At 44.5% G+C, this 10,876-nt stretch carries 12 protein-coding genes and 1 riboswitch; of the genes, 3 read left to right on the top strand and 9 right to left on the bottom strand.

Translation table 11 applies throughout. The features are described from left to right. Window positions 1–208: 208 nt before the first annotated feature. On the bottom strand, window positions 209–1,027 hold the full coding sequence (locus J6578_RS08920) for an SDR family oxidoreductase (protein WP_287954426.1): 819 nt from the start codon (window positions 1,025–1,027) through the stop codon (window positions 209–211). A 376-nt stretch (window positions 1,028–1,403) separates the two neighbouring features. Between J6578_RS08920 and J6578_RS08915 the strand changes: the two genes are divergently transcribed. Then, window positions 1,404–2,288 (top strand): LysR family transcriptional regulator, encoded by an 885-nt coding sequence (locus J6578_RS08915; RefSeq protein ID WP_287954424.1) that lies wholly within the window; start codon window positions 1,404–1,406, stop codon window positions 2,286–2,288. 319 nt (window positions 2,289–2,607) lie between these two features. Here the strand turns inward: J6578_RS08915 and J6578_RS08910 are convergent, their stop codons facing one another. From J6578_RS08910 to J6578_RS08890, 5 genes are all read right to left on the bottom strand, one after another. Further along, window positions 2,608–3,714: a methyltransferase gene (locus tag J6578_RS08910; RefSeq protein WP_287954422.1), complete on the bottom strand. Its 1,107-nt coding sequence runs from the start codon at window positions 3,712–3,714 to the stop codon at window positions 2,608–2,610. Window positions 3,715–3,883: 169 nt separating this feature from the next. Next, on the bottom strand, window positions 3,884–4,576 hold the full coding sequence (locus J6578_RS08905) for a Bax inhibitor-1 family protein (protein WP_093092194.1): 693 nt from the start codon (window positions 4,574–4,576) through the stop codon (window positions 3,884–3,886). Between the two features lie 203 nt (window positions 4,577–4,779). Beyond that, the gene (locus J6578_RS08900) at window positions 4,780–5,394 is read right to left on the bottom strand and encodes a 7-carboxy-7-deazaguanine synthase QueE (RefSeq protein WP_239428232.1); all 615 of its coding nucleotides are present in this window, start codon (window positions 5,392–5,394) and stop codon (window positions 4,780–4,782) included. After that, the gene (gene queD / locus J6578_RS08895; protein ID WP_093092190.1) at window positions 5,391–5,819 is read right to left on the bottom strand and encodes a 6-carboxytetrahydropterin synthase QueD; all 429 of its coding nucleotides are present in this window, start codon (window positions 5,817–5,819) and stop codon (window positions 5,391–5,393) included. Before queD ends, J6578_RS08900 begins: the two co-directional genes overlap by 4 nt. 86 nt (window positions 5,820–5,905) lie before the next feature. Continuing rightward, window positions 5,906–5,951: riboswitch (PreQ1 riboswitch) on the bottom strand. 116 nt (window positions 5,952–6,067) lie between these two features. Continuing rightward, window positions 6,068–7,735, bottom strand: coding sequence for an ABC1 kinase family protein (locus J6578_RS08890; RefSeq protein WP_093092188.1), 1,668 nt, complete (start codon window positions 7,733–7,735; stop codon window positions 6,068–6,070). 73 nt (window positions 7,736–7,808) lie between these two features. On the opposite strand from J6578_RS08890, the gene J6578_RS08885 reads away from it, so the two are divergent. Both J6578_RS08885 and J6578_RS08880 read left to right on the top strand, forming a co-directional pair. Further along, a complete protein-coding gene (locus tag J6578_RS08885; RefSeq protein ID WP_093092186.1) occupies window positions 7,809–8,348 on the top strand; it encodes a C40 family peptidase in 540 nt (179 codons plus the stop codon). Then, complete coding sequence (locus J6578_RS08880; protein WP_093092184.1) at window positions 8,348–8,563, top strand: hypothetical protein; 216 nt, start codon at window positions 8,348–8,350, stop codon at window positions 8,561–8,563. Before J6578_RS08885 ends, J6578_RS08880 begins: the two co-directional genes overlap by 1 nt. Before the next feature lie 296 nt (window positions 8,564–8,859). Here the strand turns inward: J6578_RS08880 and J6578_RS08875 are convergent, their stop codons facing one another. From J6578_RS08875 to J6578_RS08865, 3 genes are all read right to left on the bottom strand, one after another. Beyond that, complete coding sequence (locus J6578_RS08875; protein ID WP_287951087.1) at window positions 8,860–9,387, bottom strand: hypothetical protein; 528 nt, start codon at window positions 9,385–9,387, stop codon at window positions 8,860–8,862. A gap of 138 nt (window positions 9,388–9,525) precedes the next feature. Beyond that, entirely contained in the window at window positions 9,526–10,152 is a 627-nt protein-coding gene (locus tag J6578_RS08870; protein ID WP_239428237.1) for a BON domain-containing protein, read from the bottom strand. Window positions 10,153–10,183: 31 nt separating this feature from the next. Next, on the bottom strand, window positions 10,184–10,771 hold the full coding sequence (locus J6578_RS08865; protein WP_093092180.1) for a D-sedoheptulose-7-phosphate isomerase: 588 nt from the start codon (window positions 10,769–10,771) through the stop codon (window positions 10,184–10,186). Between the last annotated feature and the right edge of the window lie 105 nt (window positions 10,772–10,876).

Below are 10,876 nucleotides of genomic sequence, written 5' to 3'. Positions count from 1 at the left end.
TTCACGCAGGCTTGCTGTTACATTATCAAATAAACCAGATTGTTTGATGCGATCACTACCAAAGACAATTAATACTCTTTTGGCACCAAACTCCTTCATATAGCGACCCATGTTTTTTTCTTTATTGATACCAAATTCTATACGAGTTGGATTTTGAAAACTAAATTCATACATCGTGTTATTCCTTATACTAGACGTTTAATAAAAATTAGTTGGTTAGCTCCCACCAGAATTTTGCTGTGGCACCGCCATCAATTAACATATCACTACCAGTAATATAAGCTCCTTTTTCGGACATAATGAGTTCGGCTAGATTGGCAATTTCATCTGGCGACCCACCACGACCTACGGGTAATTCTGTAAGCATTTTGCGGTAAAAATCTTTACGATCGCCATTGAGTTCTTCATTGGCTAAAGGTGTATGGATAATACCTGCACTGATACAGTTTATTCTTGCACCACGATGCCCCCAGTTGACCGCTTCAGCCTGTACTCTTAAGGCATTCCCTCTTTTGGCCAGTTGATAAGCTTTTAAACTATCATTTACTTCTTTAATAAAAGGTAAATCGAGTAATGCTTCTGTAGGTGTTAAGGCTAGGGCTTTAGTTTGCTCCAATGTAAGCGGGTCTAAGCGATGTGATGATTGTGAACCAATGACTAAAGCCGAACTACCTTTTGCCATTACCCCACTAAATGCATCAAATAATAGAGCATTACCATATAAATCGACTTCAAATATTCGCTGTGCAGACGCTTGGGAGGGGGATACACCAGCCGTGTTGACTAAGCCCATGATTTTGCCTAATCCAGTGGCAGTCTCTACCAGTTTATTGACTGATTCTCGATTTGATACATCGCAAGCGATAGTATGGACATTAAATCCTGCATTACGCAGTTCTTGAGCTTGTTTTTCGGCTTGTTCAATTTTTAAATCGGCTAGCAGCAGTACTTTACCCACTGCTATACGCCTGACAATTGCTATGCCTATTGCCCCAGATCCACTTAAAACGATAACTTCTTTTGACATTGTCGCTCTCCATTAATTTGTTATATCGCTAAGAATTAAACTCTGGCTCTACTTAAAATTCTACACGCGGAATATGCTGAATTTTTGATTAACTTACTAATTAAATTCGCCATACTACGCTAGATATTTGATTCTCTTGTGATGCGTTACTTTTATGTATTTGTTGATAGTTAATGTTTATTTAACATGATGATTTTTTGATAAAACAGGAACAGCGACTTTAGGTAAGCTGCTGCTGACACTAAGTATCAATGTATTTATCATTCAATTTATCTGTTGGATAAGGATAAATTTATTTTAGCGGGGGCTTCTGTTGAGATAAATGGGGAGGGTGTTTTATAGTGTAATGAATTAAATTCACTAATAAAATGTGATTATGTACAATCTTAATGAGTTAAGTTATTTTATTACTGTGGCACAGACCAGTAGTTTTGTAAAAGCAGGGCAATTGTTAGGCATTTCTTCATCGGCATTAAGTCATAGTATGCGAAAGCTGGAAACGCGGTTAAATTTGCGTTTATTTAATCGTAATACCCGTAGTGTGTCATTGACTGAAGCAGGAGAACAGTTATACCAAAAAATTTCTCCTTTGTTTGAGTCGATTAATCAAGAGGTGAACGTATTAAGCAATTTTATTAGTACGCCTTCAGGAACAATCAGGATTAATGCGCCCAGTATTGCTATAGAACACATTATCTATCCCAAAATACGTGATTTTTTACCTCGTTATCCGCAGATTAGGGTCGAAATTCAAGCCGATAATAGTTGGGCTGACATTGTTAAACAAGGTTTTGATATGGGATGTCGTTTAGGTGGTGATATTGCTAATGAGATGATTGCTGTAAAAATATCACCGCCTTTAAAGATGGCCTTAGTAGCAAGCCCTGAATATTTAATCGGGAAAGTGATACCAAAACAAATTAAAGAGTTAGATGAACATCGGTTAATTGGTATGAGGATATCCGCGCAGCATGGTACGGAATTGCCATGGGAGTTTACGCAAGCAGGAAAGACGATTAAATATCACCCTCATTCACAATTTATGATTAATAATCACTTGCGTAAGCAAGCAGCTTTAGATGGTTTAGGCATCACGTGGACTGCTCAAGCTGATGTTGAAAAGGAATTGGCATCGGGTGAATTAGTTGAGTTGTTAACTGAGTTTGCTATCACTTATGACTCTTTTTATCTTTACTATTCAAGTCGCAAAGGACATTCAAATGTGTTTAAGTTGATTATTGATACGTTGAGGTGTGATTGATGGGTTAGGGTGAATGTTGTTTTTATGGGTTTTTATTAGATTTTAGTCAAGATACTTGTTGCTTTTATAAGTTGTTTATTTTGCTATAACCAAGATTAATATTGTTGCGGTACTATCCAGCTGTTGGCGATGTACCGGCAACTTTGATAATAGTTTTGAATATATTTAAGTGGTGTTTTGTTTCTCTGTTGTTGTACTGGTTAATAAGGGTGCGAATAATATGAATTTGGTATGTAAAAAAATCTGTAATTGAGTTGCTGCGACTATTTTTTTGTTTGGCTGATATTGGGTTGTGCACACACTGATGCAAATGGTTTTTTTATTTGGCTGCCAGTTGCCACAGGGAGGTGATTTCGCGGTTACGGGCATAGGCGAGAGGGTGGTGCTGTTGGCGTGCTTTGGGGTGCTGAGGCTGAATATCGGTTTTGTGAATTAGCTTTAGTCCGGCGGTGCTTATCCATTGTGGTAATGCTTCTGCTGGGCGTAAACCCAGATGTTCGGCGATATCGGACATGATTAGCCATATTTGTCCATGTGGGGTAAGGTGGTTTTTGGCTTGGGTAAGAAATGTTTGTAACATTTGGTGTTCTGGGTCGTACAGTGCGGTTTCGATGTCGCTGCTTGGTTTGGCAGGTAGCCATGGCGGGTTACAGATGATGAGATCTGCGCGACCTGCGGGAAAAAGGTTGATATGCTGGATGTGAATTTGTTCGTTGAGTTTTAGGCGTTGTATATTTGCTTGGGCGCAGGCGATGGCGCGAGTGCTGTTGTCAGTAGCTGTGATATGGGGTATGCCGCGCTGTGCCAGTATGGCTGCCAGTACGCCGCTGCCGGTACCGATATCCCATGCGGTATGGCAGGGACTGGGTAGTTTGGCCTGAGCAACGAGTTCGAGATATTCTCCGCGTACCGGTGAAAAAACGCCATATGGAACGTGGATTTTTTTTCCGTTCAGTGCCGGAATGGCGACGCCGGCTTTATGCCATTCATGGGCGCCGATGTAGCCTAGTAGCAGATGCAGGGGTAAAAGCAGGGTGTGTTGATTGGGGCTGCCGAAAACGTCGTTAAGTGCGGCGGCAATATTGGGCGCACGGTTGTTTTTGAGCAGGCCATTGGGCTGGATTTCTATCAGTAGCTGCTGAAACAGTCGGCTGTGTTGTGCCTGTTGCAGACGGTGCTTGTGAAAATCGGTATGGGTGCGGGCTTTGCTGTGGACGCGCTTTTTGATGGCGGCCAGTAGTTGTTTGCCCTGATGGTAATCTCCGCGCCACAGTAGTGCTGTGTTCTGGCGCATGAGATGCAGTGCCTGTTCGGCGTTGATTTGGCTGATTGTCTGTATGTGGCTGGGTGCCGGATGGCGGCTGTCACCACACCAGATGCCATGCATGTTCTGGCCGTGTTCTGTCCAGTGAATGGTTTCGTTCATGTTAGTTGATTATGTAAAAGGTGGTGTCTATTATATGAGAATGAGGTGTTAAATAGGGTGTATGGGTAAGGAGGTTGTTATGTGTGTTTGGCGATCATGGTTACGATTAAATAAAAAAACTGCCTGAATTTCTATTGGATTCAGGCAGTTTTTTGGTTGGTATGGATTGTTAACGATCATCCATAATAGACAGCAGGATGTGCACCAGGCTGACAAAGATGTTGTACAGGGAGATGAAGAGGGTTAATGCGGCGCTGGTTGCGCTGTCTTCACCACCAGCGATAACGGTGCGGATCTGCCACATAATCATCAGTGAGCTGAAGATAACAAAGCCGGCTGATATGGTTAATGACAGGGCTGGTATTTGCATGAACATGTTCAGAATCATGCCTATGATTAAGACAACTGCACCTATCAGCAAGAATTGGCCAAGGCCATTCATGCTGGATTTGGAACGGTGGGCAATGGTTGCCATGGTCAGGAATACACCAGCTGTCATCATGGCTGCCATGCCAACAATTTGGCTTCCGACAGAAGAGGACAGCGCAAATTGCAGCAAGGGGGAGATGAAAAATCCGATGCCGAAAGTAAATACCATCAGTAGGCCAATGCCTACGTTATTGTAACGGTTTTTTTCAATGGCAAACATCAGGCCGTAAGCGAAGATGAAAAAGGCGACAGTGGGCAGCCATGAGTTGCTGAACAGGGAGTAGAAATTTATAGAGGCACCGGCGTAGGCACCGGCTGCACAAGGCAGGAATGATATGCCAAGCAAGGCATAGGCTTTACGCAGGACAGCTGTTTGCTGGCTTTCGCCTACTTGTCCCAAGTGGGTAAAATCGTAAGTATTGCGTGGTTGCATAAAAAGGATTCTCCTTAATTTTGTCAGTAAATAATTTCTCAGGTTGATTATATTGTAACAATTGTTGGTATAAATGCACAGTACGAATGCATTGCTACGATAAGATTATTGATTTTGGTTGTAATAAGTTGTGTTGCTTATGATATTTGGCTGATTTATGTTTTTTCAATGGTTTTGAATAATATGTATTTGAATTTTATAAGTTATTCAATATTGGCCAGTTTGTGGGTTTGGAGGCTGAGTAACCATTTGTTGTTGTACCGGTGCTGGTTGAGTTTGCCAAGTGTCTGTAGGGTGGTGAGGATGTTGAATTGGTTGTTTTGTTCGCATGGGGAGAGGAAGTAGTGTCTGGCCTGTATATGTTGTTCTATTTTCTGGCAGAAAGCGATGAATTCTGGATGGTCTTCAACGACGATGCGTACTTCATCAGCCCGATTCTGTGCCAGGAATGGATAGTGTTGGCGGTAGTGGAATTTCGGGCTTAAGGCGATGTAGTCGATATGTGGGTCTACAATGCCCAGTCCGTTGCTTTCAAGGGCGATATAGTAGTTTTTCTGTTTGAGTTGTTGTAAGAGTAAGGGAAGTTTTTTATGGATGGTGGGTTCGCCACCGGTAATGATGATGTTTTTACTCTGATACTGCTGGACGATGTCAAGAATGTGTTGCAGGGACATGCTTTGGTAGCGCATGAAGTCGGTATCGCACCACGGGCATTTGAGATTGCAGGCAGCCAGACGGATGAAAATGGCAGGCATGCCGGTATTGTAGCCTTCACCCTGTAATGATTCAAAGATTTCGACGATGTTAAACTGGGTCATGGTTTGGTATTCTGGTATTCGCAATAGGAGGTGGGTGTTTCCCACAGGGTGATTTTGGATACTGGCAGATAGGCAGTCAATTGATTGAAAATGAAGCGGCTTATGCCTTCGGCGGTGGTGCGGCAAGGAAAAGCAAATACTTTACGCTGCATTTGTTTAAGCAGGGCAGCAATTTTGCGTTCGTTGTTATTGGTTTCGTCATACAGATAGGCGTGATCAAGCTGGCTGATGATGTGCTGGTTGATGATGGTTTTGATGTCTGCGAAATCCATCACCATCTCTTTGCTGGAACCTTGTGGTTGCAACGGGCTGCTGACTTCGACTATCAGGCGGTAGGTATGGCCGTGCAGGTTGTGACATTTGCCTTGATGCCCATCAAGCATGTGGCAGGCATCGAATTGAAATTCTTTAGCGATTTTGAACATATTTCCTCGGCTCTACTAGCTGATAAGGTGGGGTTTGGAGGGTAAAAGAGGAAATATGGCTGTATGCAAATGATACATGTGTAGTATGGCTCCTAGTTTTTTAGCGTGGGATGGATTGCGAACCACGTGGTTGTTTGGCTGTTAATAGCGCATGGTGCTGTTTGATGCCGCTGATTTTGTTTAAGTGGGTATTTTAATGGAATCCGCAGGTTTCTGACAGGGGGGCATGTTTGGTCGGTAAGTGTGATTCAGTGCCGTCCTGAACGCCAGATTGACCAGATTACCCACAGGCTGTTGCTGAAAGCCAGCAGGTAGCCAAGTAGTCCGAAAATTGGCAGATCAAATATTTTGGGACCGGCGTTGATACTCATGACTATGGACGAACCTATGATCAGTGCCGCAGTGACTATGCCCATGGTCAGGCGGTTGACAGCTTTGTCCAGCTGGTTGTTGAGTTTGTCGATGTGTTGAATATTGAGGCTGATAGGTAGCTGGCCGTGGTGGATGCGTTTGCTCAGGCGTAATAGGTTTTGCGGTAAGGTGTCTATTATTTGAGCTAATAAATGTAGCTGCATTTTGCTGTGGCGCCAGATGGTGTGTGTGTTAAAACGGTGACGCAATACGTTTTGGACGGTAGTCTGGGCATGGTTTAACAGTTCAAAGTCGCCATCTATCTGTTTGATGACGCCATCTAGGGTAATCAGACATTTGAACAGGATGATGAGGTCGGCAGGCAGGGTAAGGCCGTATTCGCGGACAATATGGGTGATGTCGTTGATGATCTGGCTGATACGCAGTTGGCTGCTGTTGAGCTGTTCATAGTTGAGCAACATTTCCAGTACGGCACTACCAAGCTGATCTTCGTTGAGGGGTTCTCCCTGTGCCCAGTTGGACAGGACATATTGCAGGGCAAACTGGTCGCGTTCAAGCAGGGCGTGAATCAGGGTGATGATTTCCTGATGACGTTGCTGGCTGAGCCGGCCAATCAGTCCGAAGTCGATCAGGGTGATGCGACCATCGTTTCGTACTAAAATGTTGCCCGGATGCGGGTCGGCATGAAATAAGCCATGCTGTAATATCATGTCGAGTATGATGTCAACCAATGTGGCGGCGAGGTTATGCCGTTGTTGTTTGCTCCAGCTGCTGAGTGTAAGATTTTTAAGTAAAGTATCGTCAATATATTCTTGTATCAGTATTTGACGGTTAGAATATGTCGCATAAGTTTGGGGTATATGGATTTGCTGCTGTTGGTTGTAAATACGGGCGAAATGTTGCATATTGCGACGTTCGGCAGTCAGATCGGTTTCTTTTTCCAGTGAGCGGGCAAAATATTGCACCATTTGTACGGGATAGTAGCGTCTGGATTCGGGTATTTCCGATTCGAGTAGTTGTGCTATGTGGTTGAGAATGCGCAGGTCGGCTGTAACGGTTGATTCAATGCCCGGTCGCTTGACTTTAATGGCAACTTGTTCGCCACTAGTAAGTGTGGCGCGGTGAACCTGTGCTATGGAGGCGCTGCCAATTGGTTGTGCTTCTATGTGACTGAAGATGGTGTCTAATGGCTGGCTTAGCTGAGCCTGTATGATGTCTCTAATGTCAGTTATGGGGAGGGGATGTGTGTTATTTTGTAGATGGGCAAATTCTTCTGTCCATTCTTCTCCGAAGACATCTGCACGGGTGGCCAGTATTTGTCCCAGTTTGATGAATGTTGGCCCGAGCTCTTCAAAAGCCAGACGAAATCGCCGTGGTGTACTCAGATAACGCTGATGCTGAGCTGATGGATCAGAATGTTTGATCCGGCGTATCGGTAATTTGATACGAACAAGAAATTCACCGAGGCCGTGTTTGGCCAGAATAGTAAGAATTTCGCGCATACGCGCCCAATCGCTGATACGAGATGAATTGGGTGAAAACATATGATGATATCCCAGACAATGGCTGCTTACAGGATAGCAGAATTGTTTGATGAATAGATGGAATAATGTTGGCATGAAGTGGATTAAAAGATTAATGAAATCGGCAACGGTATGCCTGTGTGCCAATTTCATTTTGATTACGCCTGTGATGGCGGCGCCCGACGAGGGGCTGGATAATGCTGCACTGGAACGTTTGATTCGTGAGCGGACTGCTACGCCGGTTGTGCGCTCAGGTGATGACGCTAGTGATTTGATTATGAATGCGATGGGGCTGCTGGGTGTAGCCTATCATTTTGGTGGAAATTCTCCTACGAGCGGGTTAGATTGTAGTGGTTTTATGCAATATATTTTCCGGCGCAGTATGGGTGTTACATTGCCGCGTAGCTCGCGCCAGATGGCCACGGTAGGTGAATCAGTCAGCCGGACTAATTTGCAGCCGGGTGATCTAGTGTTCTTCAGTCCCGGTGGTGGCGGTATTTCGCATGTGGGTATGTTTATTGGTAATGGAAGGATGATTCATGCGCCGCGTACGGGAAAAAATATTGAAATTACCAGTATTGAACAGGGTTACTGGGCGCGTGCTTTTGTAACGGCGCGCAGGGTGAAACATTGATGAAGTCTTTACCTCCGATGCCTAAATGGGTGGATGATGCGGGTAATGTTGTCTCTTGCACTGAAAAAATTAAGGTGATGCAGCAGAATATGCAGGAGATTTATGAGCTGGCACAGGAAGCCTTTGAAGATGGGTTGCTGATGGGGTGTCAGGAACAGCAGTTGCGTGCTTATCTGACTGAGCTGATGGCAACGCTGGAAAACCCTTATCAATAATAAATATTGATAAGGGTCTGAATGGTTTCTGAGCTCAAGCTTGGGACTGCCTGACAATATTGGTATTGCAGCAGTTTTATCTGTGCTGAAGCGTTGTTGGATACAGTTGCACTGTGCAATTTGTGTTGTACTTTGCTGTGGGTTTTTGTTGTCTGTATTCGGATGGTTGAGGCGATTTTGCTATTTGTTCAGGTAAGCTGCCAGCCAGCTATGATTATTTGCATAATTAAGTTGGAGGCAATTAATAATAACGCCCATCTTTGAGGATGGGCGTAGTTGTTTGTAGTAGTGTGTTTTTAAAACAGGTTATCTAATGGTTTGCCATTAGCACCATTGGCTGCCGGTTTTGGCTTTACTACTGGCGTTGGGGTGGCCGGTGTGAGCGGACTGCTGTCTTTGTTGTTGGTGGTTGTTACATTGGTTGGTACTAAAGGCTGTATTTCCTGTTCTTCTGGTGCTGCTGCTTTAGGTTTAGTACTGTCTCTGCCAGAAGTTTCTGCGATAGCTGGTGCAGAGGCGGTATTTATGTTTTCGCTGTCGGAAGCAGCGGTAACCGCTGGATTAGGAACAAATACTGGTGACTGGGTAGTGTTATTTGCACCTGCTGCGCCTGTTGGTGTGAGTACTTCGAAGCTGGTCTGGGAGGCATAATTGGTAGTTTCTTGTGGAGTATTCAGAACCTGCCAAGCGTGAAAAACAAACCAGACAACAAAGATGACCAGAATCAGAAACAGGCTTAGGAGAATTTTACTGAAGGTACTCAAACCAGTTTTGACCGCGCTTTTTTTATTTTTTGTTTCGGGTGCGGTGGGTTTAGTGCTCATGATTTTGTAATCCTTTAGGGATATGGTCTTGTATAAGACGGCTATTATACCCAAATTTTCGTTTATGCTAATCAGAGGCAGGCTATTTGCTGCTGTAACAGCATGAAGTGTATGACTTTATCGCAGCATGTCTGGATATCAGGGGTTTCCTGCGGTGCTGTTCGGGGTGTTTTCAAAGGTTTGGTACAGGGTAATTACTTTCTGTACGCCGGATGTTGTACTGATGGCTGTTGTGGCTGTCTGTTGTTCGGCAGGTGTCAATATGCCCATTACGTAGGTTACGCCATTGTAGGTAACTACTTTGATATGTTTCGGAAATACTCCTTTTGTGTGCAGCAGGTTAGAGCGGATTTTTGAGGTAACCCATGAGTCATCGGTTACATGATTGAATTTGCGGTTCTGGCTGGCAAGATCAATATAGTTATACACTTTCTGTGCCGCCGGCTGTGACCGGGCTACGCGTTCGACCAAATTTTTATCGTTTTCGTTGGCAACCTGTCCAAGCAGCAGGATTTGCCGGTTGTAGCTGATAACTGACAATGTGGGCTGGAATTTGCTTTGCTGTGCCTGACTGTTGAGATAGGACATGGCACCGTCAAGGATGCGAACTTCCATTATTTTGTCATCAGTTTGTGCGCCGGTTGAGCGCCTGTCGATGGCTGATAGTGTACCAACAGTGGCACCGCCAACTAGAACTGCCGGACACCCTGTTAGGGTAGTTGTTAGGCAAAGCCCCAATGTTAGGGCAGATAAGTATTTTTTCATGAGATACACCTGTGAATTGAGTTGTTGCTGGTTATAAACCATCCAGCAATAATTGGTCAATCTGTGCACATAGGGCATGAATGGTTACTTGATGTGCTTCCAGTACGCGCAGGGGATGATCACCGGGTATATTCAGCCAGAGGTCGTCATCGCGTAATAAGCTAGCTACTTCGCCACCGCTTCCGCCGGTGATGGCTAATACACGCATATCGCGCTCATGAGCGGTTTTGATGGCATTAACTAGATTGGTACTTTGACCATCTGCTGATAATACACAGAGCATATCATGCTGTTTGCCGAGTGCATGAATCTGTTTGGCAAACAGGTCGTTGGGTTCGCTGCTGGTTAATGCGCTGAGTACGGAGGGGTTATTGCATAGGGATAATGCAGCCAGTGCCATGCGCTCTTGTTGTAAGCGAGTAATCATGTAAGCTGCCAGTGTATTGGCTAAAGATGCATAGGCACCATTGCCGGCAATAAGCAGTTTGCCATCACTCATTAATGCCATCAGGATTCCCTGGGCAACTTCGACGATGGGTTCTGCCAGTAAATCTGCACATTCATTCAGTAGCTGGGCGCTATCGGCAAAATGTTGATGGATTGAGGTGGATTCTGTCATATAAATTAATGTGTTAATGGATGCGAATGCAGGCAATATGCCGGGTTTCAGGCAAGCTGGCTGCTGAAACAGTATCTGGACTGTGTATGGGCTCTGCTGTTATGC

This window comes from Snodgrassella sp., from assembly GCF_024103505.1.
In the GTDB taxonomy this organism is placed as follows: Bacteria; Pseudomonadota; Gammaproteobacteria; order Burkholderiales; family Neisseriaceae; genus Snodgrassella; species Snodgrassella communis.
Note: the sequence above shows the minus strand (reverse complement) of the source record. Positions and strands in the feature narration are given on the sequence as shown.

Bases quoted from the DNA above. Each gene is read 5' to 3' on its own strand.
- J6578_RS08920 (WP_287954426.1), bottom strand. From the start codon at position 1,027: ATGTCAAAAGAAGTTATCGTTTTAAGTGGATCTGGGGCAATAGGCATA.
- J6578_RS08915 (WP_287954424.1), top strand. From the start codon at position 1,404: ATGTACAATCTTAATGAGTTAAGTTATTTTATTACTGTGGCACAGACC.
- J6578_RS08910 (WP_287954422.1), bottom strand. From the start codon at position 3,714: ATGAACGAAACCATTCACTGGACAGAACACGGCCAGAACATGCATGGC.
- J6578_RS08905 (WP_093092194.1), bottom strand. From the start codon at position 4,576: ATGCAACCACGCAATACTTACGATTTTACCCACTTGGGACAAGTAGGC.
- J6578_RS08900 (WP_239428232.1), bottom strand. From the start codon at position 5,394: ATGACCCAGTTTAACATCGTCGAAATCTTTGAATCATTACAGGGTGAA.
- queD (WP_093092190.1), bottom strand. From the start codon at position 5,819: ATGTTCAAAATCGCTAAAGAATTTCAATTCGATGCCTGCCACATGCTT.
- J6578_RS08890 (WP_093092188.1), bottom strand. From the start codon at position 7,735: ATGTTTTCACCCAATTCATCTCGTATCAGCGATTGGGCGCGTATGCGC.
- J6578_RS08885 (WP_093092186.1), top strand. From the start codon at position 7,809: ATGAAGTGGATTAAAAGATTAATGAAATCGGCAACGGTATGCCTGTGT.
- J6578_RS08880 (WP_093092184.1), top strand. From the start codon at position 8,348: ATGAAGTCTTTACCTCCGATGCCTAAATGGGTGGATGATGCGGGTAAT.
- J6578_RS08875 (WP_287951087.1), bottom strand. From the start codon at position 9,387: ATGAGCACTAAACCCACCGCACCCGAAACAAAAAATAAAAAAAGCGCG.
- J6578_RS08870 (WP_239428237.1), bottom strand. From the start codon at position 10,152: ATGAAAAAATACTTATCTGCCCTAACATTGGGGCTTTGCCTAACAACT.
- J6578_RS08865 (WP_093092180.1), bottom strand. From the start codon at position 10,771: ATGACAGAATCCACCTCAATCCATCAACATTTTGCCGATAGCGCCCAG.